This is a genomic window from Brevibacillus sp. MER 51 (genome assembly GCF_023714195.1).
In the GTDB taxonomy this organism is placed as follows: Bacteria; Bacillota; Bacilli; order Brevibacillales; family Brevibacillaceae; genus Brevibacillus.
Map to the genome: position 1 here is coordinate 140883 of NZ_JAMAUS010000004.1, position 23748 is coordinate 164630.

Below are 23748 nucleotides of genomic sequence, written 5' to 3' on the forward strand. Positions count from 1 at the left end.
AAGAAACCCCGATCGGGGTTTCTTTGCTTTTTGAAATCATCTTTATTTATTCATGACTTTCTCATTGATGCCATTTCTGACGCCAGCACTTTCCATTTTCAGCTGGCGGCGCTTGGCAACGATTTTCTTCACCCATAACCCGATCAAGATGAGCGGCACCACGGTGAGAAAGATATAGAGAGAAACGTTATGGACCATATTTTCCGCCATTTTACCGTAAAAATAAAACAAGAATCCGACTGCGTAAAATTTGACAGCCCGTCCAATTGCGGCATACCCGATCAACTTCCACAACGGGAATTTCAAGCAACCCGACATGATTGTAAATACTTTAAACGGAATCGGTGTAAACGAACCGATGAAGATCGCGACTTCGCCCTTCTTTTGAAACATCTCTGTTGCAGAGTCAATCCATTCCTTTTTGAGGATTTTGTACAGAACGGATTTGCCTAGTACTTTACCGATTAAATAACCGACGGGAGTCCCTATGAGACAAGCAATGTAGCCTACCGTTGCAATCCACAATGCCTGCGAAGGATCAACCAGGCTGAGTGGCACTTGAAGAAAGAAGGCAGGAACGGGGAAGATGACTGCGTCTGCAAAAGAATGGATGAACATTCCCAAATAGCCGTATTCCATTAAGAAATCTAAAATGTTCTGAAACATCTATTTCTCCTTTGTCATTCTATCGTTAACTGCCAGTCATCAACTCAATCGAGTCGGATCGTACCAGGTAAATTTTATGTGTATAGATGCGATTCTACTTCAAACTGGCTGACTTTGGAACGAATTTTTTTGAATTGGGATTCACTTACTATGCAACGGTTAACCATGTTCCTGTATCTATCTGATAATACGATGTAGATCGTTTTCTGGTTACTCAACAATTCTTCACGTTCGCCTTGGTTTTTTTGAATGCACTCAATAGCTTCATTATCGAGATTTCGTTGTTGTCCAAAAACGCTCTCTCGTCGGATTTGATCTACGACTTAAGGCGGATAGGTTAACGGTGCATGCGACGTAACACATCCATCAACACGTCAATCCCTTGCTCAATCACTGCTTCCTTGGCATAGGACACATTCAGCTTCAACATATTTTCTTGCGGAAAGCCCTCCAAATAATTTTTGTCGGCAGTATCCACAAGGATCGAACGTTTTTTGAGCTGGCTGATAACAGCAGGAACCGGGATGGAATCGGTCAACACAATGTGCGTATGAATCCCTGGGTATGCAAGGGGTTGAAAGGTGAACAGATGGTCTTCATTCGCCGCAAAATGGTTCAAGGACGCCATCAGCAGGTTGGATCGCCGGTGATAGGAACTGCGTATTTTTTGCTTGTGTCGCTCGAACATTCCGCTTTTTAGGTAAATTTCCAGCGCGGCTTGAGATAGCATGGAGCTGTCGATATCCATGAGTCGTTTGTGTTGGTTGAAGGAATCCTTTAGCACATCCGGTATAACAGCTACACCCAGACGGAGCCCGGGAAAAATAATCTTGGAATAGCTTTTTACATAAATCGTGCGAGAAAAGCGGTCATAGGCAAAGAGGGGATCGGCTTTGCTGTCATGCTCAAGGTCTGCCATGTAATCGTCTTCCACGAGATAGACGTCGTACTGCTGGGCAAGCTCCACAATACGCTGCTTATCCTTTCGGCTGTACGACGTACCGAGCGGGCTATGATAGCGAGGCATCGTGTAGAAAAACTTGATATCTCCCGCGCGGAAAATAGACTCCAGCTCTTCTAAATCGATTCCTTGGGCAGTGCGCTTGATCCCGACGACAGGATGCTTGCGTACTTGCAAGCTTTCAATGAAAAGATGGTAGCTGGGCTGCTCAATCAGAATCGTTTCTTTGCCATTTGGAAAAGGAAGACTGCATAGCAAGGATAGAGCTTGTTGGACACCGGAGGTAATGAAAATATTGCCCGGGTCCGTAAAAACCTGATGATTCCCAAGCAGCTTGGCAACGACAGCAATGAGCGATGGCAAGCCTTGGGTGGTTCCGTATATGAAAAGATCGTTTTTATAGGTTTCAATCGCTTTATTGATGCAATGTTGAAAGTCGATGTAAGGAAAGAGGTCAGGATCGGGAGCAGAGGTCGCAAAATCGATTGTCGACGTATCTGCGGGTTGTATCTTCCTTTGCTTTTTCACGACGTAGTAGCCACTTCGGTCGACCGAGTAGATGAGATGACGCTTTTCGAGCTCATCCAGGGTGCGGATAACAGTACTCTTGCTGCATTGGTAGCGAGAGGCGAGCTCCCGAATGGAGGGAAGTCGGTCTCCGTCTCGATAGGAGAGGCTTTCAATCAACGTTTCAAGTTCATTTTGAAGCTGCAAATATTTGTGCATCCAAAAAACATTCCCTTACGCCGAATTTGTATCGGTACAGTTACTCCTTTTTTGCATTGTAGCACGATTGCTCCCCCATTACTATTAACCTAAGACGGCCGTCTGTAAAAAGTCCCCAGTAGGAGAGATACATGCGATGAAAGACCAACAAAAAGCGATTCTTGCGGCATTACTGAATGCAGGGATTACCGGCTTGTCGTTTTTGTTTCTGAAAATGGCACTTGCTGTAACCAATCCGGTTGATACTTTGGCACACCGTTTTACCGTGGCATTTATCGCTGCATCCATCCCGATCGTGTTTGGGTGGATCAAGCTGTCCATCAAACCAAAAGACATGCTCACGATTATACCGCTCGCCATGCTGTACCCCATTCTGTTCTTTACCCTTCAGGCGTTTGGACTGGTGTATACCACTTCGTCGGAAGCAGGGATTATTCAAGCAACCGTTCCGATTTTTACCATGATCATGGCGGCATTCTTTTTGGGAGAGTCTTCTACGTGGCTCCAAAAGCTGTCCACGCTTTTATCCGTCGGAGGTGTCGTGTACATTTTTGCAATGAAGGGGCTGGGTGTAAGCGCAGGCTCAGGGAGCAGTATCGGTACCATTCTCATCCTGTTATCCGCGTTTTCTTTGGCGGGGTATAGTGTTCTGGCGAGAAAAATGACCAAGTCCTTTCATTATATAGACATGACGTATATGGTGGCGTTACTCGGATTTGTGTTTTTTAACGGCTGGTCAGTTATTCGCCATAGTACAGAGGGGACTTTATCCACGTATTTTGCCCCTTTCGCCAGCTCGGCCTTTATCATCTCGATTGTATTTTTGGGGATACTGTCCTCGCTCATGACGTCATTTATGACCAACTTTGCCTTGGCCAAGATGGAGGCATCCAAACTCAGCGTGTTTAACAATTTGTCTACGCTGGTTACCATCGTGGCAGGCGTTATCTTTTTGCAGGAACAACTGGCATACTACCATCTCATTGGCGCAGTGATGATTATTATCGGGGTGATTGGGACGAACTTCCTGGGGGCAAAATTTAAACAGAAGAACACGCCTCAACCGAAATCCACGTCTGTGTGAGAAAAGAAAAAGGATACACAACAGAGCGAATGTTTATTCATTGGCTCTGTTTGTTTTTGTGGAGGAATCGTTCGTGAAACTGTTTACAAATCGTATCATACACGATATAGTTACCTAGATTGTGAGTATAATGACATATGGTGAGATGACGGAATGAAAAAAATTATACATCTGGATTCGATTGAAAAGAGATTTGCAGATACTGTCGTCGTCCCCTCTTTTTCTCTCTCCATTGAAGAAGGGGAGTTTTTGACGTTACTCGGCCCCAGTGGCTGTGGGAAAACGACACTGCTGCGAATGATTGCTGGATTTGAGCAGCCAACGACCGGGGAAATTTTCCTGGACGAAAAGCCACTTAGCGCTGTGCCGCCGTATCAACGCGATATGAACATGGTGTTCCAGCAATATGCTTTGTTTCCACACATGACCGTGGAACAAAACATCCTGTTTGGTTTGAAAATGAAAAAAGTGAACGCAGCCGAACAACAGAAGCGTTTGGAGGAAGTACTTCAGTATGTCCAACTGACAGAATTGCGGAAGCGCACGCCAAAGCAGCTGTCTGGCGGACAACAGCAACGCGTAGCAATCGCACGGGCGATTATTAACAACCCACGCGTTCTGCTTCTGGACGAGCCTCTAGGTGCTTTGGACTATCAATTGCGAAAAAGCTTGCAGCTCGAATTGAAAAACTTGCAGAAAAACCTAGGGATAACGTTCATTTACGTCACACATGACCAAGAAGAAGCGATGGCGATGTCCGATCGAATCGCAGTCATGAACAAGGGACGAATTGAACAGATTGCTTCTCCAGCAGAGATTTACAACTCCCCGCAAACCTTGTTTGTGGCTACCTTTATTGGGGAAAACAACATTTTCCGGGAAAACGGAACGAATGCAGCGGTACGTCCGGAAAAGATCAAGCTGTACCCGGTTGACTCTGACAAGGACAAGCACAAGAAGCTGGGTACTATTGCTGACGCGGTGTTCCTCGGCAATCTGCGCAAGGTATTTATCCGCCTTGAGGGGCAGGATATGACCGTAATGGCACACCAGTACGCAGGTGACGGTCTGGACTGGCAGGTGGGAGATCAGGTGGCCATTGGCTGGGCACAGACGGACGAGGTGATTCTTCCTTGTTAAACAAGAAGCCGGTAAAACTGCTCGCGCTTCCCGCCCTTTTGTGGATGGGTGCGCTTTTCGTCCTGCCTATGCTTATGATTGCCATACTGTCTTTCCTCAAAAGAGGCACGTACGGGCAAGTTGTCTATGAGTTTACGCTGAACAATTACACCCGTATTTTCGATCCGCTGTATGGCCAAATTTTTTGGGATACGCTGGTCGTAGCGGTTTTAACAACTGTCTTTTCGATTTTGTGCGGCTATCCGTTGGCGTATTACATTTCACGGCTGGAAAAATCGACTCAGCAAATATGGCTTTTGCTCGTGATGATTCCGTTTTGGATCAACTTCTTGGTCCGTTCCTATGCGTGGGTAATCATCCTGCGTTCGCAAGGCGTAATCAATACGTTCCTGCAATCGCTGGGCATTATTTCGGAGCCGCTGCCGCTTCTGTACAATTCGGGCTCGGTCCTGCTCGGGATGGTGTACACTCTTATGCCGTTCATGGTACTGCCGATTTATGTGTCGCTGGAGCAAATGGATCGCCGCAAGCTGGAAGCCGCGTATGATCTGGGCGCAACGCCTTGGAAGGCTTTTTGGCACGTGACTCTGCCGATGACCAAGACAGGTGTCGTCACTGGATCGATCCTCGTCTTTGTTTCTTCCATCGGGATGTTCGTCGTTCCGGATGTGATGGGCGGAGCGAAATCGGCTCTGATCGGAAACGTCATTCAAAATCAATTTTTGTCCGCGCGTGACTGGCCGTTCGGTTCTGCCTTGTCCATCGTGCTGATGCTATTGTCCATGCTGTTGATTCTTCTTTATTTCCGCGCTACCAAAGCGAGCGAGACAAAGGAGGGATCAGCATGAAAACATTACGTCGAAACGCACTATCTGGATACTCGTGGCTGATGCTGGTCTTTTTGTATCTGCCAATTTTGATCCTTGTCCTTTATTCGTTCAACGATTCACGGATCAACGCTACGTGGACGGGTTTTACGTGGAAGTGGTACGTTTCTTTGTTTGAAAACAGGCAGGTCATGCAAGCGCTGATGAACAGTTTGACGATTGGGGTTATCAGCAGCGTCATCGCAACGGTTTTGGGTACGGCTGCCGCTCTGGCGGTCAAGCACTATTCGCTTCGTTGGAGCAATATCTTTAACGGGCTGATGTACTTGCCGATCGTCATCCCGGAGATCATGATGGGGTTGGCTATGCTCGTGTTGTTTAGCCAGGTGCAGATGGAGCTGGGGAAAGTGACTCTGATTCTGGCGCATGTCACGTTTAGCATGCCGTATGTGATGGTCATTATCTCTGGACGTTTGGCTGATATGGGCAAGGAACTGGAAGAAGCGTCTCAAGATTTGGGAGCAACTCCTTGGGAGACATTGCGCTATGTGACGTTGCCTCTGATCATGCCAGGGATCATTGCAGGCTTCCTGATGGCGTTTACCCTATCGTTGGACGATTTCATTATTTCGTTCTTCGTGGCTGGTCCGAATTCGACTACATTGCCACTCTACATTTATGGGTTGGTCAAACGAGGCGTCTCGCCAGAAGTGAATGCACTCTCGACGCTTTTGATCGTGAGTACTGTGCTGTTGGTTGTGGTGGCAGAGGTTTTCCGCCGCAAAGACTCAAAAAATAATCAATCCATCTTTTAGAAACATCATGGAGTTTTCATAAAGGCAATCCCATAACTGATTTGGAGGTTGAGAGGAAAAAATGAAACGTTTCAAGTCCTTGATGATCGGCGCTTTGACCGCCGTACTTGCGGTGACTGCTGTAGGCTGCTCATCGTCATCTGAGCAAGAGCAACAAGTATTGAACATTTATAGCTGGGCAGACAACTTCGACCCAGACGTCATCAAAGATTTTGAGCAAAAATTCAACGTGAAGGTCAACTATGATGTATACGGCAGCAACGAAGAAATGCTGGCAAAAATTCAAGCGGGTGCATCTGGCTACGACCTGATCCAACCTTCCGACTACATGGTAGGCACTATGATTCAGCTGGGTCTCCTGGAAGAGTTGAACAAAGCGAACATCCCGAACATGGGCAATATTGTGTCTACGTTCAAGACACCTCCTTTTGACAAAGAAAACAAGTATTCACTCGTATATACATGGGGAATTACCGGGATCGCTTACAACAAGAAATATGTAAAAGAAGCCCCGACAAGCTGGAACGATCTGTGGAATGAAGCTTACAAAGGCCGTGTCATCATGCTGAACGATCCTCGTGAGGTTATGGGAATGGCACTGATCAAGAACGGTTTCTCCAATAGCACGACGAACACAGAGGAACTGGAAAAGTCCTTTGCTGATTTGAAAAAAGTAGTACCGAATGTGGTTGCTTTTGATACAGACAACATCAAGCAAAAGATGATTGCGGAGGAAGCATGGATCGGAACGGTTTGGTCCGGAGACGCCGCTTTCATTCACGCACAAAATCCAGATGTGGAGTACGTCATTCCGAAAGAGGGCGCAACGATCTGGGCAGACACGCTGGCGATTCCAAAAGGCGCTAAGAACAAGGAAATGGCTGAGAAGTTCATCAACTACCTGATGGACCCAGAGGTCAGTGTGAAAAACTACGAATCGATTGGCTACAGTAACCCGAACGAAAAAGCATACCCACTGCACAGTGAAGAATATCGTTCCAACAAGATGGTCTTCCTGGATACAGCAGACATTGCCCGTGCGGAGTGGCTGGTCGATGTAGGAGAAACCTTGCAGCAATACGACCGCTACTGGACTGAAATGAAGAGCGGCAGATAAAAAGTGGTGAACAAACCGAGATGGAGTATTTCCGTCTCGGTTTTTTTGTGTTCATTTTGTCTGGGATCTTACTCTTTGGCTGGAAGGGGGGAATAGAGCGAAGACATTGGAAAAATAATAAGGGGACACCATGTATTGGGGTAAATAAAATGACAACCAACATGATTTCTGAATCCGTTAGCGAGACGCGTGAAAAATTATGGGATCAAATGCGAAATCCGCGAATGGTGTTTCGTAACCTTTCTTGTGGAGCCAATAGCTTGTTGCTAGCCTATCTCCCCTATCTAGTTGATACGGTCATTCTCCAGCAGGTGTTGCTTCCTTATTTCGAAAGGTTACCTGACGAAAAGATCGATCCTGATACGATTTTGGGGAATGTTCCTGTTGCTCATGTCACCAAAACCATGGATTACAGTCAAGTCAGCGATTATCTCGTGAGGGGATGGATTTACCTTCAAATAGAAGGAATGGCGTGCGGGCTTCTTCTCTACGTAGCAAGAATACCGAGTCGTTCTTTGGGAGAGGCTCAGGTCGAAACCCAGATTTTCGGTCCCCAGGTTTCTTTTACTGAAGACTTGGAAACCAATTTAGGGGTGCTACAGGGGTATCTGTCGACTGATTTGCTTACCAACGTATCCGTTACGATTGGGAAACGTAGCAGGACGAATGTGGAAATATGTTACATGGAGGAACTGGCGGCTCCTGAAAATATTCAAACCGTCATGCAGCGTTTACGCGATTTAGATATAGACGGCGTGATTGACAGCGGAAAATTGGTTCAACTGATTGATGACAATACGTTCTCTATTTTTCCGCAGCTAATCCTGACAGAGCGACCTGATCATGTAAGTGAAGCCCTGTTGGAAGGAAAGGTAGTCGTATTTGTCGAGGGGAGCCCGTTTGCTATCGTCGGCCCCAGTTCCTTCGTGGACTTTTTCAAGTCCAATGAAGATCTCTATATCCGGTGGCAAATGGCTTCTTTTATAAGATTGTTACGTTTCTCGGCTCTTTTTGTCTCTCTGTTTTTTACAGCTACTTATGTGGCTGCGCTTACATTTCATTATGAAATGATTCCATCTGCTCTCCTTGTATCGCTCGTAAAGTCTCGATCCAAGGTACCTTTTCCCCCATTGTTTGAAGCTTTGTTACTTGAAATGATTATTGAATTCTTGCGGGAGGCTGGAGCAAGACTTCCTTTTAAAGTTGGGCAAACGATAGGGATCGTGGGCGGTATCGTAATTGGACAGGCAGCCGTTGCAGCGGGTTTTACCAGTAACATATTGATCATGATTGTGGCGCTCAGTGCCCTAGCTTCATTTACTTTTCCCTCCTACATGATGAGTACGGCAGTCCGCATCCTCCGCTTTCCGATTATCCTGTTAGCTGGAATTTGGGGAGGTTTTGGAATTATGCTAGGCGCGTCTTTTTTATTGATACACATCCTGCGTCAATCAAGTCTGGGACGTCCGTTTTTTCTCCCCTTTTTTCCTTTTCGCTTGCAGGATTTTAAAAACAGTCTGATCCGGTTTCCTTTTTACTCTCTCGGCAAGCGTCCGGTTATGACACGTTCTCCTGACGATACCCGTTTGCCTGATAAAGTCGAGAAAAAAAGACCAGTTCAGTAGTTAGGTGTTGAGTGTGAATGTCACGGTCCATTTTTCGTCGGAATAGCCATATGGCTATCAGCGTATCGCTTGCGCTATTTATGGTTCATAGCAATCAGGTTGGAATCGGCATAGCGGGCGTACAACGCTTTATTTATGATAGGGTACAACAAGACGCCTGGATTGCGGTCATAATAGCAGGCATTATGACCCATATTGCGGCGTGGTTCATGCTAAAAATCTTAGCGAAATACAAAGACATGGATTTGTATGACATTCATCAACGTGTATTTGGGAAATGGCCTGCCCGTGTTCTTAATTTCATCTTCATCGTATATATCATGGGCTCGGCCTTAACGATCTTGAGAGGGTACATCGAGATTATTCAGTCATGGATGTTTCCGGAAGTACCTTCCTGGATATTAAATGCCTCCTTGCTTTGCCTGGCCATTTATGGAGTAACAGGTGGTATTCGGGTGTTGGCTGGAATTAGCTTTTTTTCTGTAGGGTTGACGATATGGCAGCTACTGCTCTTGGTTTATCCCATGCAATACGCTGATTTTCATCTGTTGCAGCCAGTCTTTCATCATGATCTTGTACAGCTGATGGACGGTGCGAAGAAGATGTCCTTTTCCATCATCGGATTTGAGATCATTTTGTTCATCTATCCGTTTGTAAAGGAAAAGGAATTGCTATCGCGGTATGTACATGGTGGATTGTTTATGACCACCTGCTTGTATGTGGTAGTCATGCTGGTTACACTCTTGTACTTTCAAGGAGAACAGCTTCAGCATCTAATCTGGGCGACGCTAATGATGATGAAAATTGTAGAGTTTCCGTTTTTGGAGCGTTTTGAGTTTGTGTCCATCTCACTGTGGATGCTCATCATGCTGGATAATTTGCTGATGAACCTGTGGGTAGCCATGCGAGGGGTTCACCATATTAGTGGGCTCAAGGAGAGAATGGCACTTTTCGGGATTGTTGGTGTCATGTTTTTGGCTAGCAATTTTTTAGAAACACGCCAGTCGATTAATCTCATCACGGATATTTTCGGTGGTGTAGGCTTCTATATCATTTTTGTTTATCCCATCGTGCTTTATGTAGTAATTCGGCTGTTTCGGAAGGGACCGGTCCGGACATGAAAAGGTTGCGTTTGCTTTTACACTATCTTTTAGTGGTCGTGTTATTGAACGGCTGTGGGGAGCAACATGTATTAGAAAAATTGGGACTGGCGGTTGCGGTGGGGTACGATCTTAGCAGAGACGGAAAGTTGTTGGGTACCACGGTATTTTATCAAATTGACCCGGAGGCACGTGAGCTGGTCACTGTCATTTCTGGCACAGCACATACAAGCAAAGGACTCACCGTTTCACAGAACAGGGAGTCTTCCAAAAAAATTGTAGGAGGTCAAATTCGCGTCGTGGTCTATCACGATGAGTTAGCGCGTAAAGGGATCCTGTCTCTTGTGGAAAACTTAACGCGTGATGCCTCCATAGGAAGCAATGTCTATTTAACGGTAGCGAAAGGTCGGGCGTATGATATTTTGACACATCGCTACCCCGAGAACAGCAACATTGGCATTTACCTCTATCAAGCCATACGGCAGAACGTCGAAGGGGAGAATATGATTTCCTCGAAACTTCATGAGTTCATGAAAGATTATTATGCAATCGGGAGAGATCCCGTGATGCCTTATATTGAAAGAGTAAAGAATGAATTGCATATTAATCAAATTGGTTTATTTCGAGATCAAAAACTGGTAGCAGAGATTACTTCAAGGGATGGATTTTTCCTCAAGATATTACGGGAGCGTTACAATAAGGGGGAATTGGAAATAAATATTTCCCTCGATAAAAAGCGTCTTTTTACCGTCATTGAACATATCTCAAGCAAAAAGCAAATAAAAGTTTTAGATTTGGAGAAACCAAGATTTTCTGTGAAAGTCAATATGTCAGCGCAGATTCAGGAAATGGCTGAAAAAATTGATTTATCCAAGCCTGAGCAGTTGAAAAAGGTCCAAAAAGCAATCGAACTGGCGGTTAAAAAAGAGACGGAACATTTACTGGAAAAGTTAAGAAAGCACGATGTAGACCCGGTAGGATTTGGGGAAATCTACAATATAGCCAGTCAAAAGAGTGGGAAAAAGAAATTGAGTAAAGAGGAATGTCGGGAAATCATCAAAAGGGCGAAATTTGATGTAGATGTCGAGATCATGATTTTGCGTACAGGCGTCATTGGGTAGTCGGAACAAAAAATACATAGACAAGCAACAAGCCGGGGTGAGATAGTGAGGGCGAGGTGAGAAAAGATGGAAAACGGGCAAGCTGTACAGACAGGCTTTCTCGAAGCAAATGGTGCACGTATTTACTATGAAGTAGCAGGGGAAGGCGAACCGCTCTTATTAATCCACGGCTTCAATCTGGATACAAGGCTATGGGATGCCCAGCTGCAAGCATTTGGACAAACGTATAAGGTCGTTCGATTTGATATCCGCGGGTTCGGTAAAACACTGGCGACTGACGTTCCTTTTACGTTGTACGATGATGTGAAAGCGGTTCTGCAAGGGCTTGGGATCGAAAAGGCGCATGTGGCCGGGCTTTCGTTTGGGGGAATGGTCGCGCAGGAGTTCGCCCTTGCTTACCCGCAGATGGTGAACAGCTTGATTCTGGTCGCATCCGGCTTGTTTGGTCACCCAAGAAGTGAACAGAGGCTGCACGATGTGGAACGTTTCAATCAAGTATGTCAGCGTGGGACGACAGAGGAAGCGTTGGAAATGACGACACAAATGTGGTTTGACGGTCCTGGTCAGCCGGTAAATGAGCAAGCTCGTCTAGCACGTAATCGTTTTAAAGAAATAAACAGACACGCCTTTTCGCTGCCGGAGTTTGGAGCCGGATTGGAGGTTTTATCTCCCCCACCAATCGAGCGTTTGGAACATATCAAAGCGCCGACTCTCGTTATTGCAGGAGCGCGGGATTATCCAGATTTTCTACAGATCGCCGATGTATTGACTGAACGGATATCCGGCGCAAAAAAAGTCATCCTGCCTGACTCAGCGCACATCCCACCGATGGATCAACCAGAGGTATTCAACAAGCTCGTCCATGAATTTCTCGCACAAAACACTGTAAAATCATCCTAATGCAGTTTGAAATGGCATGGATCGGAGAGAATTACCGAACATGCCTTTTTTTGTTTTCAACACTTTGCCACATCAGATAGCCCGATGGAGCCATATAGATTCTCGCACTATTTTGATAGGATTAAGGACGGAATAAGGAAGCAGGTGATAGGGTGACATACAACATCAGACAATATGCGGTTGTGTTTTTGCTCGCCTTCTTACTTGTACTGACAACGGGTATGACAACTGCTTACGCCCATGCTGGCTTGATGAGCAGCTCCCCACAAGATGGTGAGGTACTGAAGGCGAATCCGGGACAAATATCTGCGCGGTTTACCGAAACATTGGAGCCCGATCTTGTTAACGTGCGTTTATTTGACTGGAATGGCAAGGAAATAAAAGTGGAGCGGCCGACATTGCAGCCGGGTGATGCCTCGCAGTTGAATGCGAAACTGCCGAGCGATTTGGCTGAGGGGACGTATTCGGTAATCGTGTCTGTCGTATCCGAGGACGGACATCCGATCGAAGAGAAGCTCACGTTTTCTATCGGACAAAAAAGTGCGGTTGTGGTTCCGCCAAATGAGCAAAAAGCAGATTCAAGCTACTTGATCATGTACCGCTATTTGGCGCAAGGAATTATTCTCGTCGGTGGCGGCTTGTATCTGGTAGCGTGGGCAGCACAACGTCAGGGATTGCCTTCGCTTGCCCAGCTCATCGGGATTGGCAGACAAATCGGATGGAGTTTGGCGATCATCGGACTTATATTTTTGTGGTTCTTGTATGACGAATCGTTAACGGCTGTATCCCTTACGCAAGCACTGTGGCAGATGGACGGGAACTTGCTCAGTCAGTCTCCGTTTGCGATCATGCTGCTGGTGTCCTTTGCCCTGCTGTTATTGATCGCGATCCCCAATATGGTGTCAGGCTGGTATGTGGGAATCTGGGTTCTCTTGATCAGCGCGCAAGCTTTTGGCGGTCATGCATGGGGCATTGCTCCTGTCTGGCTGTCCATTTTGCTGAGACTGTTGCATGTATTGACGGTCGCTGTGTGGATGGGGGCACTTGTCTACTTGTTACTGACAGTCAAAGCGGCTGAACGAGGACAGGAGTCGTTCAAGAGGTTCTTTTTGAAAACAGTTGCGGTGGCGGCAGTGCTTGCCGTCGTGACGGGCGTTGTCATGCTCTTCGTGCAAACGGATGTCATGAGCATTTTCCAGAGTGCAACGACATGGAGCTATCTGTTATATGGAAAAATAGCAAGTGTCTGCCTCATGCTTCTTTTGGCCTTTAGGCAAACCAGACGTTGGCGGACGAAAAATTCTTTGCAGCCCGCTTACTTGCGTTGGGAAATCATATTCGGGATTATCGCGGTTCTGGCAGGACTTTGGATGAGCCAAATCAACTACCCGACTGCGACGACAAATAATCAAGCCGTGATTCAAACAGATTCAAATTAGGGAGGATTTCATAATATGAAAATGAAAAAATGGATGAGCAGTGTACTGGTAGCAGGTGCAGTTTTGACGTTGGCGACAGCAGCACAAGCACATGTGAACGTATATCCGAAAGAGGCTACTACAGGCTCCTATGAAAAATACACCGTGCGTGTCCCTGTAGAAAAAGACGTCAACACGACAAAAGTGAAGCTGGAATTCCCGGCAGGTGTGAAGGTAAATTCCGTACAACCGATTCCGGGCTGGTCCTACGAGTTCGAAAAAGATAAAGACGGTGTGAACACAGCGCTTGTCTGGACAGCAACAGAAGGCGGAATCAAAGCGCATGAGTTCCAAGAGTTCACGTTTGTCGGGGCAAACCCGAAAGAAGAGGGTCAATTGGCTTGGAAGGCTTATCAGACCTATGCAAATGGCGAGGTTGTGGAATGGACAGGGGACAAGGATTCCAAAACGCCAGCGTCTGTCACTACCATTAAGGCTGGTGTAGGTGAAGCAGGGCATGAGCATGGACAAGAACAAAAGCCGGCAACTGCTCCTGCCGGGGAAGCAGCGGGTGCAGGCAGCAACAATACCTTGCCATTGGTACTTTCCGGTTTGGCGTTGCTGATCTCCATCGTAGGTCTGTTTAGAAAAAAAGCGTAAGTGCTTCTTCATAATTAAGCTGTGCAGTGTGTCCAATCACACTGCACAGCTTTTTCCATTGTATGGCAATTTAAATCATTCTATAATAGTTGTAATTACTTTCGGAGGTGTATCACATGTTAAAAACACTATTCAGAGCAAGCAAGTACACAGGAAGGAAAAATAGGAACGGCAGCATGACGCGTACGCATTTTGCACAGTAGAGGATTGTAGAGTAACGATCAGTATGTGAAAACGGGACGCGTCATCTGCCTAAAAAAAGGTGGATACTGCTTCCATGTTCATGAATGCGACAAAAGTATATACGATCAAAAGTTTTTTGACTTCCCTGGCCAATACAACCATGTTCACGACCTATGCGCTTTACTATATTGTGACACTGGGCTTTAACCCGTTTGAATTGCTATTGATCGGGACGGTATTGGAGTTATCCGTGTTGGTGTTTGAAGGGATAACAGGAGTAGTTGCGGACACGTACAGTCGCCGTCGCTCCGTCATTATTGGGATGTTTTTTCTGGGAATTGGATTTTCGATGCAGGGGATCGTTCCCGTGCTTGATGCTTGGATACCGTTGATTTCTGTCTTCGGCTTGGTCCTGTTTTCGCAAGTCATCAGTGGTCTCGGGTATACGTTTATCAGTGGAGCGGATACTGCATGGATTGTGGATGAGGTTGGAGAAGAGAAGATCGGTACGATTTTCATGAAGGCTAAGCGCTATTCCTTGTTTGGGAATCTGCTCGGGATTGCACTTAGTGTGGCTTTGTCAACACTCGCCCCCCATTTGCCTTTCCTCATAGGTGGCCTTATGTATCTGGGGCTTGGTGTCTTTCTGATTCTGTTCATGAAGGAGACTGGATTTATTCCTCGTGAGCGTGAGCAAGGTGCTTCCCACGTGAAGGAAATGATTCAGACGTGGACTTCGGGTGCCCAAGTGATTCGCAGTCAGCCGGTTCTCATGCTGATCTTGTTCGTGACCCTATTTACGGGTGCAGCTTCTGAAGGGTATGACCGTTTGTGGGAAGCGCATTTGATCGCAGAAATTGGCTTTCCGGAGCTAGCGGCTATTTCAATGCCAATGTGGTTCGGGATCATTGCCGCACTCGCAAGCTTACTCGGCCTCATCGTCGTAGGCGTTGTGGAAAAAAAGCTGGATGTGAACAATGAGAGGGTTGTCCTTGTGGGCATGTTCACGTTGACGGGACTCAAAATTGCAGCGATGATTGCTTTTGCTTTTTCCCCTAGCTTTAGCTGGGCATTAGTTGCACTGCTGTTAATCGGTGTGATTCAGTCTTTAAGCAGTCCGCTGTATGATACGTGGCTGAATCTAAACATTGAGAGCAGTGTGCGAGCGACGGTTTTATCGATGATGGGCCAGTCCAATGCCTTAGGACAAACGGCAGGTGGTCCGGCTGTCGGATGGATCGGAACCCGTTTTTCGATTCGTGCTTCGCTGGTTGCGGCGGCTATTTTATTGGCACCGATTCTGATTGTGTTCGGACGTGCGCTTAGAAGGCGCTGAGTCAAACAAAGTGTGACAAGTGTAAGGCATGTGCCCATTTTTAGGGCGCATGCCTTTTTGTTGTGGCAATCGTTGGTTATTGCAAACAAAACTTGCGAACAAACGTTCTCTTTTAATATGATGATCTCAACAACAAGAAGACACATTATGTGGTGGTGACAGCCTGATGATTCAGGAGTTGAGAAGGTACGCAACGCGGCAGCAAGCAGTGGAGATCATTTATTTGAAGAAGGATGGAGAGACTAGCAGGCGCACGATCCGTCTGGTACAGATTGATGAGAACAAAGGGAGCTTAAAAGCATATTGTTATATGAGGAAGGCGTATCGTGTATTTGTATTGGAAAACATTTTGGCGATCGCACCCGTGTCAGGGCATTTTGCCGGATGAAAGGGATCATCCTCCACGCCCCCAGCCTTATTCCAGCTACACTATGTTATACTAAATAGGAAACAACTTCAAAAAAGAGGAAGGGCGGGGACAACAATGGAGTTCTTCATTGTCATCGTCATCATGTTTTTGATCGTAGTATTTGTCTTGGCGTCCAAAGCTGCAAAAGGCGGAAGTAGTCGCTCTCATTCCTCTTCAGACAGCGGGGGCGGAGCCTTCTTTGTAGACAGCTCTCACAATCATCATCATCGAAATCACGACTCAAACGATCGTTGGGATAGCTATGACAGCGGAAGTGATAGCGGTAGTGGTGGAGACAGCGGTGGTGGCGGAGATAGTGGAGGCGGCGGCGGGGGAGATTGACGCTGTTGCATTTTGTTTCATTATGGTACAATAATTGGGAAATATGATTCCAAACCTGAATGGTAGGTTTGCTAAAGGAGAGATGTTTTATGGTAGCCATCAAATTTGTTCAGAGTGTCGTAGTCGGGGTCACAGGAATCCTCCTTTCAAGCGAACAGTAATACCGTTCACCAAATGAGGATTCGACTGTGACTGGTTCTGGCTGATAGCCATATATTTAACCAATTGCAGGGGGAATCCGCAGTGAATCAACTAACCAATCAACAAGTATTGCAATCTATGGGCTGGAATGAGTATTTTGCTAATCATTTTGCCCCTTATGCCGAGCAAGGCTACAGTGTGGGACGTATCACACTCGAACATAAACGTATTTATCGTCTGTGGAGTGAGCATGGCGAGCTCTTGGGCGAAGTAACGGGTAAGCTTCGTTATGAAGCCATCGGACGAGAAGATTTTCCGGCTGTCGGGGACTGGGTAGTGATCAGTGCTCGCCCTGAGGAAAAGAAAGCCTCCATCCACGGACTTCTTCCACGTAAGAGCAAGTTTTCCCGCAAAGTAGCTGGGGATACAGTGGAAGAGCAGATTGTGGCCGCGAACGTCGATACCGTTTTCCTCGTGAATTCCTTAAATAATGATTTGAATTTGCGCAGGTTAGAACGCTATCTCATTCTCGCGTGGGAAAGTGGAGCCAATCCGGTAATTGTGCTTTCCAAAGCAGATTTGTGTGACGATCTGGATGCATCCATGGCAGAGGTAGAATCTGTTGCGATCGGAGTACCTGTTCACGTAGTCAGTGCTGAGCAGGGAGAAGGACTAGATCAACTCGCACCGTATCTGGGCGAGGGCCAGACGATTGCCTTGATGGGTTCCTCTGGTGTTGGCAAATCCACGTTGATTAATAAATTGAGCGGAGCGGAGATGCAAAAAGTCAGTGGCGTTCGTGAAGGTGATGACCGTGGCCGCCATACGACGACACATCGTGAATTGTTCCGCTTGCCGAGTGGTGCTCTGATGATCGATACACCAGGCATGAGGGAACTTCAGCTCTGGGAGGCAGATGAAGGCTTCCGCGGTGCCTTTGACGATATCGAGTCCATTGCGGAAACATGCCGTTTCAATGATTGTAAGCATATGCGCGAGCCTGGCTGTGCTGTTCAAGCTGCCATCCAAGCTGGATCATTGGAAAAGGCACGCTTTGACAGTTATCTGAAGCTTCAACGCGAATTGGCACATCTAGCGCGTAAAGAAGATGCAAGGCTTGCAGCGGCTGAAAGGGATAAATGGAAGAAGCTCAACGTTCAAATGCGGCAGAAAAAACCGAAGAGATAAGTATGAGAGCCCTTGAGAAATCAGGGCTCTTTCCTTTGTTTGAGCAAGTAAGCGCTTCCTTTTCCTTTCAAAAATTAACGCTTGCTCACAACGAGGGAGTTATGATAGATTTGGTCAATACTCGTTATTACACTTCGAAAAAAATAGATAGGTAGCTCGTATAATTTTGGGAATAAGGCCCAACCGTTTCTACCAGGTGACCGTAAATCACCTGACTACGAGTGAAAGTGCGTCTAGGGTTCCGTCTTTTTCTTTCCTATTCCAATCATAGGGTTGAATGAAAGCTGGTCCGAGCGACGCAGGCACGAATGATGTGTCACACCTAAGGGATAAAAGCCCAGAGGGACAGTTTCACTTGGCGTTGGTTTATTACGTAGCCCGCTTGTGACACTGTCCACTCTGGGTTTTCTATATTTTCAGCAGGCCGCAGGTAAAAAGTGGCCGGAACCATATCCGAGGAGGAAGAACTGATGAAAGAATTACAAGAGCGCATCGTACAGGACGGCAAAGTACTGTCGGCATCCGTTTTGAAGGTGGATGCGTTTTTGAACCACCAGGTAGATCCACAATTGACGATGAAGATCGGACAGCGTTTTGCCGAGTTGTTCGCTGGTGAAAACATTACAAAAGTCGTGACGATTGAGGCAAGTGGAATTCATTTTGCGATGGCGACTTCCTTTGCTTTGGGTGTTCCCTTTATCTATGCGAAAAAGAAAAAAGCTGTCACGTTGACAGAGGAAGTATACTCTGCTCCTGTTCATTCTTTTACCCGTCAGGAAACGTATCAAATCAGTGTTTCCCGTCAGTATTTGTCCAAAGAAGACCGCGTATTGATTGTCGATGACTTCCTGGCTACGGGAGCTGCTCTGGTGGGTCTTACGAATATTGTCAAAGATGCGGGTGCTCATCTCGTAGGGGTTGGCGCTGTTATTGAAAAAAGCTTCCAGGAAGGCCGTGGTCTCTTGGAGCAAGCTGGCGTACGAATCGAATCATTGGCACGTATTGAATCGATGTCACCAGAAGGCATTCACTTTATTGAAGAAGAGCCTGCACGCGTTTAATCAAAAAATCAATAGGAGGTAAGGGTTCACTCATGCTAGCCAAACATAAAATTGTTACTTTGGGCTTACAGCACATTCTTGCCATGTATGCAGGAGCCGTCGTCGTACCGTTGATTATCGGTGGTGCTTTGAATCTGACTCCTACGCAAATCGCTTATTTGATTGCTGCTGACCTTTTCACATGTGGAATCGCGACGCTCTTGCAAGTCCTTGGCACAAGGTATACGGGGATTCGCCTTCCCGTTGTGCTAGGCTGTACGTTTACAGCAGTAGGACCGATCATTGCGATTGCTTCTACGAGTAATCTAGCGACCGCTTACGGTGCCATCATCATATCGGGTATATTCGTTGTCTTGGCAGCTCCACTGTTCGGCAAGCTGCTGCGCTTTTTCCCAACCGTGGTACAGGGTTCAGTTGTTACAATCATTGGACTGTCGCTCATTCCCGTTGCGATGAACAACGCGGCTGGTGGACAAGGTATGCCGGACTTTGGGCAACCGCACAATTTGCTTTTGGCTTTAGGAACGTTGGTTATCATTTTGCTTATTAATCGTTTCTTTACCGGATTTATTCGTGCGATTTCCGTATTGCTCGGCTTGATTGTCGGTACGGCTGTAGCTTACATGATGGGGATGGTCAGCTTCGCGAATGTTGCGGAAGCCTCTTGGTTTAGCGTGGTTGAACCGTTTTACTTCGGTACACCACAGTTCAGTATTGTGGCCATTGTTACCATGATTCTCGTCAACATCATCAGCATGGCTGAGTCCACAGGCGTTTACTTTGCACTCGGTAAAGTGACGGATACAAAAGTAACGGATCAAGACGTTGTCAAAGGTTTGCGCGGAGAAGGGGTCGCAATCGTACTGGGTGGCATTTTCAATGCATTCCCTTACACTGCTTTTTCACAAAACGTTGGTCTGGTTTCATTGACTGGCATTAAATCGCGCGATGTGATGATTGGTGCCGGTGGAATCCTTGTCGTTCTCGGATTACTGCCGAAGCTGGCTGCTTTGACAACGGTCATTCCTAACGCGGTATTGGGTGGAGCGATGATTGCCATGTTCGGGATGGTTGTTGCATCAGGTATCAATATTCTCTCGCAGGTTGACCTGAGCAAAAACGAGAATCTGCTGATCGCTGCTTGCAGTATCGCTGTGGGTCTAGGCTCTGCTGCGGTTCCGACGATGTTTGACCAACTGCCTACTTTGGCAAAAATGATGCTGCAAAATGGTATTGTGACAGGTTCTTTGACGGCAGTCATCTTGAATATCGTGCTTGTTCACACGAATAAAAAAGCATCTCAGACTGCTCCGGCAAATGTAACTGTTTCGGAAGCGTCTTAACATCATTAGATAATGAACCAACCACCATTTCCTGGTTTGATAGGGGAGTGGTGGTTTTTTTATTATGTGGCTGGGGTGGGGAGAAGAATATTTCCAGTCTAGGCTCCAGGCCCCGTCCTTCTGAGGGCTGAGACTGCCCGCAACGAAGGGATTCGCGGGGAAACGCAAAAGTGGTAGCCGCTACGTCGCGTGGGCACGGTTGCGTTTCTGTTGCCCGCGAATCCCTTCTCCGCTGGGGAGGACTCCACAAGTCGCTACGTCTGGAAATATTCTTCTCTGTCGTAGCTGACTACATTCTTTGATCTTTTTAGGCATTAGAAAATCGGATTACATGGCAAGTTCATAGAGGAAACAGGAGAAAAAAGTGAAGATCTTAGGGACGCCGCCCAAGGCGCAATGAAAAAAAGAGAAACAAGCTCTTAGCGTCCACCTCTGAGATACCCCCTGAATGAACGACTTTGGACGCGGGTTTCGCTTTTTTTCATGGAGCCGGACAGTCAATCCCACAGCAGGTGGACCTAGCATCTGAGCGTTTTCTCCTGTTTCCTCCCCACCACGACAGCTCGAATAACAACTTTTAAAAAAGGCTTCCCGGCAATGACAAGCGTCCAACAGTGCTGGCCAAGTTTTACATACGATGACCATGTAAAACAAACTTATCTCCCGAAAGGAAGGGGTGCCATGGCAACCTTTCAGGAAGCGCTCCTGGCCAAGAAGCATTTGCTCAAAAGGTGGAAGCGGATGCCGGGCGTAATTGGCATCGGGATTGGCTACGCAAACGGAAAAAACAAAAAAGGCGGCGCCTGCATTGTGATGTATACCGTAAATGCAAGTGCCGCCGTGAAGAAGAGATGCCCAAGTTGCGTCCTTGTCAAAAGGCAGGTGGCGACAGCCTGTGTATCCGTTCCTGTTCGTACCGTCACCTCTGGACCGTGCCAGTGTCATCCTGCTGTACGTCCCTCTGCAACGAATTATCGCAGAAGAATCAGACCTGTGATCGCTGGATATAGTATCGGCTACCCAGGGGCGTCCGGAACGGCTGGTTTAATCGTTGCGCGAGGAGGACAACGATTTGTGCTGAGCAACAATCATGTCCTGAATCGTAACAATACGAGCGGCTATACCGAGACCATCCAGCCAGGTGGAGCAGACGGAGGCCGTTCAGGAAGAGATCGAATCGGACGCTTGTATCGGTATGTTCGACTTCGAAAAAATGCAGGTAATCGAATGGATGCAGCGATTAGTATCCCTACTTCCAATCGACTCCTTGCCCCGCGTTATGCAGCAGTGGGCAGAGTACCAGGTGTAATTCGCTCGTATGGCATCGGGCGCAGATTGAAAAAGGTGGGCCGTTCATCAGGGTTGGCCTGGGGAACGGTTGAATCGATCCACACTGATATTGATGTGAGTTACGGGAACTACGGAGGACTGGGGACCATCCGTTTTCAGAATCAGACAGTCATAAGAAGTACGGTTCCCATCTCCTTGCCTGGAGATTCCGGCTCTGTTTGGCTGACTGCGGGCAATTACGCGGCGGCTGTGAATTTTGCTGGTTCAGCCAATGGGAGGCTCTCGATTTCGTATCCGGTTGTCTGGGCATTGCAAGCGTTTGGCGTCGGGATAGCAAGAGCAGCAGGGAGAGCCGGCAGGTCGGTTGCCAAAGCCAAAAGAGTCAGGCAAACAAACGCTCGCACTAGACCGCTATCTCCAGGGGAGTTAAACCGTGTCCAAACAAAAAAAGCTGCCTCCAAAAGGCAGCCTAGCAAGAAAAAGCGAAATAAATAATAGCATTAGGAAACTTCTTCGGCTAACTGATCCAGTACGTTGAGAATGCGTTGTGAGATATCTTCTAGCGTATCAAACGTAGCTTCTGCTTCCTCTAGTTTTCCTTGCTTGACGAAGTGGTAAATCCGCCGAACCGTTTCGTGGAACTGTCGATGAGGCGCTTCTAATTGCTTGAAAGAGGGCAAGGTGCTCAAGGAAGGATTGTTTAGGGCCTCGCCATACCAAATCCCCAAGCGGCATTGATGATGGTCGACGATTTCCTTTTCATCAATGTGGTGATACCCAAGCATGAAGTTATACAGCCACCATCTCCATAAGAGATGATCGGTTTTGACGATTCGCAAATAATGCTTGGTCTTTAATTGGCTCGTTTGTGTGATGCTCAGCTTGTGAAGGCTGTTAATGCCAGCGCCAACATCATAGACGTTTTTACCTACATTTGAGACGTGCGAAGAGACCTGCTCCATATTCGTCAGGACTTGCGATATGCGCATTGAAATATCATCTGTGGCAGCAGACTGCTCTTGTGCCAATGCTGCAATGTGTCCGGTGGAATGCCCGACAGTCTCAATGTTTTGCACAATATCTCCTAGTATCCTTATCGCATCCCGTGTCTGAATCACTTTATCGTTAAAATGGTCGCTCATGAGAGTGGCCGTTTCTTTTACCTGGACAGCTTCATTCTGAACGTTGGTGATTGTGGTTGTAATGCTTTGAACGGATTGCTTGGTCTGTTCTGCGAGCTTTCGTACTTCATCTGCCACGATAGCAAAGCCCCGCCCGTGTTCGTTGGCACGAGCTGCCTCAATCGACGCATTTAATGCAAGCAGATTGGTTTGATCGGCAATATTGCGGATGACTTGGACGACCTGAGAAACTTCTGCGATGGATGTCATTAATTGAGAAGTTTTTGTTTGCATCTCTTGGAACTCCTCCGCCATGGAAAGAAAGCTGGTTAATGACTCTTGGATAATATCCTTGCCCATCGCCGCTTGCTCGATTGTAGTAGAAGCACTCTCTGCGACAGAGACGGCTGATTGAGCCACTTTTTGCACAGATTCACTTAGTTGCTCAGCAGCAGATCCCACATTGCCAGCTTCCTCAGTCGTATCCTCAAGCGTGTCCAACACATGCTTGAATTTATCGATCTTAATCACTAACTCCAGAACTTCGCCCAGGCGATCAATGACTTTGTAATCATTGTCTTCCTGATACGATTGGAGGACAATTTGCGAATCAAGCGTGATGATCTTCAGGAGTGCCAACAGGACAGAAGATAGTTCCTGGGGACGCTTCGAATAGGTGTTGACGATTGCGGGAATCAAATATTCATAGACCCGCAAGTAAGAGCCCGTATACCATTCTGGCGCAAGTCCAATTTTGCTGTGGACCTCTCCGATTTTCTTGCGCCCGGCAACATAGGCCTCGTCTAGTTTGGCGTGTGGAAGCGATTGCAAATAGTGACGAAAGGAAACGGCCAATCGGTCAACCGTCGTATGCGTTTCGATCGTCTGCATAAGATGGGAATATTGGCGAAGCATGTGGTAATGACGTTCTGTAATGGCCTCTAGGTGTTCTGTTAGGAGTGGTTCAATTTGTTTCAGCCGATCAAGGTCTGTCTGATTCATTTGCAAAAAATGAACCTTCCCCGTTAGCTGATCGGACATTTGGACATCGCTTTTTTGAATTGAGGCGGTAACGGTCTGGACGCCACGCTTACCAAACATAAAATCCCTCCATATGTTTACGAAAAACGGGCCTATTCACAAGGGGAATAGGCCATAAGTACTTTATAGATTA

21 protein-coding genes and 1 riboswitch are annotated in these 23748 nt (G+C 46.9%); of the genes, 18 read left to right on the top strand and 3 right to left on the bottom strand.

Annotated features, from left to right (window positions below; translation table 11 throughout):
- Positions 1–42: 42 nt before the first annotated feature.
- A complete protein-coding gene (locus M3630_RS10395; protein ID WP_221868034.1) occupies positions 43–666 on the bottom strand; it encodes a YqaA family protein in 624 nt (207 codons plus the stop codon).
- 337 nt (positions 667–1003) lie between these two features.
- Positions 1004–2353: an aminotransferase-like domain-containing protein gene (locus M3630_RS10400; RefSeq protein WP_251252048.1), complete on the bottom strand. Its 1350-nt coding sequence runs from the start codon at positions 2351–2353 to the stop codon at positions 1004–1006.
- A gap of 136 nt (positions 2354–2489) precedes the next feature.
- On the opposite strand from M3630_RS10400, the gene M3630_RS10405 reads away from it, so the two are divergent.
- The 18 genes from M3630_RS10405 (at position 2490) to M3630_RS10490 (ending at position 21948) form a co-directional block, all read left to right on the top strand.
- A complete protein-coding gene (locus M3630_RS10405; protein ID WP_251252049.1) occupies positions 2490–3437 on the top strand; it encodes a DMT family transporter in 948 nt (315 codons plus the stop codon).
- 153 nt (positions 3438–3590) lie between these two features.
- Positions 3591–4577 carry an ABC transporter ATP-binding protein gene (locus M3630_RS10410; RefSeq protein WP_173610779.1) on the top strand — a complete coding sequence of 329 codons (987 nt, stop codon included), beginning with the start codon at positions 3591–3593 and terminating at the stop codon, positions 4575–4577.
- A 44-nt stretch (positions 4578–4621) separates the two neighbouring features.
- Positions 4622–5425: an ABC transporter permease gene (locus M3630_RS10415; RefSeq protein WP_251252229.1), complete on the top strand. Its 804-nt coding sequence runs from the start codon at positions 4622–4624 to the stop codon at positions 5423–5425.
- On the top strand, positions 5422–6219 hold the full coding sequence (locus tag M3630_RS10420) for an ABC transporter permease (RefSeq protein ID WP_173610780.1): 798 nt from the start codon (positions 5422–5424) through the stop codon (positions 6217–6219). The genes M3630_RS10415 and M3630_RS10420 overlap by 4 nt, the downstream gene beginning before the upstream one ends.
- A 61-nt stretch (positions 6220–6280) precedes the next feature.
- Positions 6281–7336, top strand: a complete 1056-nt coding sequence (locus tag M3630_RS10425) for an ABC transporter substrate-binding protein (protein WP_173610781.1) — start codon at positions 6281–6283, stop codon at positions 7334–7336.
- Positions 7337–7485: 149 nt separating this feature from the next.
- Positions 7486–8961, top strand: a complete 1476-nt coding sequence (locus M3630_RS10430) for a spore germination protein (protein ID WP_251252050.1) — start codon at positions 7486–7488, stop codon at positions 8959–8961.
- A gap of 17 nt (positions 8962–8978) precedes the next feature.
- Positions 8979–10082 (top strand): GerAB/ArcD/ProY family transporter, encoded by a 1104-nt coding sequence (locus M3630_RS10435; RefSeq protein ID WP_251252051.1) that lies wholly within the window; start codon positions 8979–8981, stop codon positions 10080–10082.
- Positions 10079–11182, top strand: coding sequence for a Ger(x)C family spore germination protein (locus M3630_RS10440; protein WP_173610784.1), 1104 nt, complete (start codon positions 10079–10081; stop codon positions 11180–11182). Before M3630_RS10435 ends, M3630_RS10440 begins: the two co-directional genes overlap by 4 nt.
- A gap of 66 nt (positions 11183–11248) precedes the next feature.
- The gene (locus tag M3630_RS10445; RefSeq protein ID WP_251252052.1) at positions 11249–12082 is read left to right on the top strand and encodes an alpha/beta fold hydrolase; all 834 of its coding nucleotides are present in this window, start codon (positions 11249–11251) and stop codon (positions 12080–12082) included.
- Positions 12083–12234: 152 nt separating this feature from the next.
- Positions 12235–13521 (top strand): copper resistance CopC/CopD family protein, encoded by a 1287-nt coding sequence (locus M3630_RS10450; RefSeq protein WP_251252053.1) that lies wholly within the window; start codon positions 12235–12237, stop codon positions 13519–13521.
- A gap of 15 nt (positions 13522–13536) precedes the next feature.
- The gene (locus M3630_RS10455) at positions 13537–14160 is read left to right on the top strand and encodes a YcnI family copper-binding membrane protein (RefSeq protein WP_173610787.1); all 624 of its coding nucleotides are present in this window, start codon (positions 13537–13539) and stop codon (positions 14158–14160) included.
- Between the two features lie 277 nt (positions 14161–14437).
- Positions 14438–15679 carry an MFS transporter gene (locus tag M3630_RS10460; RefSeq protein WP_251252054.1) on the top strand — a complete coding sequence of 414 codons (1242 nt, stop codon included), beginning with the start codon at positions 14438–14440 and terminating at the stop codon, positions 15677–15679.
- A 166-nt stretch (positions 15680–15845) separates the two neighbouring features.
- On the top strand, positions 15846–16067 hold the full coding sequence (locus tag M3630_RS10465) for a WYL domain-containing protein (RefSeq protein WP_221868041.1): 222 nt from the start codon (positions 15846–15848) through the stop codon (positions 16065–16067).
- A 96-nt stretch (positions 16068–16163) separates the two neighbouring features.
- Positions 16164–16430, top strand: a complete 267-nt coding sequence (locus M3630_RS10470) for a hypothetical protein (protein ID WP_251252055.1) — start codon at positions 16164–16166, stop codon at positions 16428–16430.
- Positions 16431–16673: 243 nt separating this feature from the next.
- Positions 16674–17759, top strand: coding sequence for a ribosome small subunit-dependent GTPase A (rsgA, locus tag M3630_RS10475; RefSeq protein WP_251252056.1), 1086 nt, complete (start codon positions 16674–16676; stop codon positions 17757–17759).
- Between the two features lie 136 nt (positions 17760–17895).
- Positions 17896–17997: riboswitch (purine riboswitch) on the top strand.
- 232 nt (positions 17998–18229) lie between these two features.
- Positions 18230–18820, top strand: coding sequence for a xanthine phosphoribosyltransferase (locus M3630_RS10480; RefSeq protein WP_015892653.1), 591 nt, complete (start codon positions 18230–18232; stop codon positions 18818–18820).
- Positions 18821–18852: 32 nt separating this feature from the next.
- The gene (locus M3630_RS10485) at positions 18853–20163 is read left to right on the top strand and encodes a nucleobase:cation symporter-2 family protein (protein WP_173610792.1); all 1311 of its coding nucleotides are present in this window, start codon (positions 18853–18855) and stop codon (positions 20161–20163) included.
- Positions 20164–20844: 681 nt separating this feature from the next.
- Positions 20845–21948 carry a S1 family peptidase gene (locus M3630_RS10490; protein WP_251252057.1) on the top strand — a complete coding sequence of 368 codons (1104 nt, stop codon included), beginning with the start codon at positions 20845–20847 and terminating at the stop codon, positions 21946–21948.
- A gap of 5 nt (positions 21949–21953) precedes the next feature.
- On the opposite strand, the gene M3630_RS10495 is transcribed toward M3630_RS10490, so the two are convergent.
- Complete coding sequence (locus M3630_RS10495; protein WP_251252058.1) at positions 21954–23675, bottom strand: protoglobin domain-containing protein; 1722 nt, start codon at positions 23673–23675, stop codon at positions 21954–21956.
- Positions 23676–23748 lie beyond the last annotated feature (73 nt).

What these genes read in the sequence shown, in the direction of transcription:
- M3630_RS10495 (WP_251252058.1), bottom strand. Translation starts at nt 23,675, where the DNA reads ATGTTTGGTAAGCGTGGCGTCCAGACCGTTACCGCCTCAATTCAAAAA.
- M3630_RS10485 (WP_173610792.1), top strand. Translation starts at nt 18,853, where the DNA reads ATGCTAGCCAAACATAAAATTGTTACTTTGGGCTTACAGCACATTCTT.
- M3630_RS10455 (WP_173610787.1), top strand. Translation starts at nt 13,537, where the DNA reads ATGAAAATGAAAAAATGGATGAGCAGTGTACTGGTAGCAGGTGCAGTT.
- M3630_RS10430 (WP_251252050.1), top strand. Translation starts at nt 7,486, where the DNA reads ATGACAACCAACATGATTTCTGAATCCGTTAGCGAGACGCGTGAAAAA.
- M3630_RS10435 (WP_251252051.1), top strand. Translation starts at nt 8,979, where the DNA reads ATGTCACGGTCCATTTTTCGTCGGAATAGCCATATGGCTATCAGCGTA.
- M3630_RS10395 (WP_221868034.1), bottom strand. Translation starts at nt 666, where the DNA reads ATGTTTCAGAACATTTTAGATTTCTTAATGGAATACGGCTATTTGGGA.
- M3630_RS10440 (WP_173610784.1), top strand. Translation starts at nt 10,079, where the DNA reads ATGAAAAGGTTGCGTTTGCTTTTACACTATCTTTTAGTGGTCGTGTTA.
- M3630_RS10420 (WP_173610780.1), top strand. Translation starts at nt 5,422, where the DNA reads ATGAAAACATTACGTCGAAACGCACTATCTGGATACTCGTGGCTGATG.
- M3630_RS10425 (WP_173610781.1), top strand. Translation starts at nt 6,281, where the DNA reads ATGAAACGTTTCAAGTCCTTGATGATCGGCGCTTTGACCGCCGTACTT.
- M3630_RS10445 (WP_251252052.1), top strand. Translation starts at nt 11,249, where the DNA reads ATGGAAAACGGGCAAGCTGTACAGACAGGCTTTCTCGAAGCAAATGGT.
- M3630_RS10490 (WP_251252057.1), top strand. Translation starts at nt 20,845, where the DNA reads ATGGCAACCTTTCAGGAAGCGCTCCTGGCCAAGAAGCATTTGCTCAAA.
- M3630_RS10410 (WP_173610779.1), top strand. Translation starts at nt 3,591, where the DNA reads ATGAAAAAAATTATACATCTGGATTCGATTGAAAAGAGATTTGCAGAT.
- M3630_RS10460 (WP_251252054.1), top strand. Translation starts at nt 14,438, where the DNA reads ATGTTCATGAATGCGACAAAAGTATATACGATCAAAAGTTTTTTGACT.
- M3630_RS10480 (WP_015892653.1), top strand. Translation starts at nt 18,230, where the DNA reads ATGAAAGAATTACAAGAGCGCATCGTACAGGACGGCAAAGTACTGTCG.
- M3630_RS10405 (WP_251252049.1), top strand. Translation starts at nt 2,490, where the DNA reads ATGAAAGACCAACAAAAAGCGATTCTTGCGGCATTACTGAATGCAGGG.
- M3630_RS10470 (WP_251252055.1), top strand. Translation starts at nt 16,164, where the DNA reads ATGGAGTTCTTCATTGTCATCGTCATCATGTTTTTGATCGTAGTATTT.
- M3630_RS10415 (WP_251252229.1), top strand. Translation starts at nt 4,622, where the DNA reads ATGGGTGCGCTTTTCGTCCTGCCTATGCTTATGATTGCCATACTGTCT.
- M3630_RS10465 (WP_221868041.1), top strand. Translation starts at nt 15,846, where the DNA reads ATGATTCAGGAGTTGAGAAGGTACGCAACGCGGCAGCAAGCAGTGGAG.
- M3630_RS10400 (WP_251252048.1), bottom strand. Translation starts at nt 2,353, where the DNA reads ATGCACAAATATTTGCAGCTTCAAAATGAACTTGAAACGTTGATTGAA.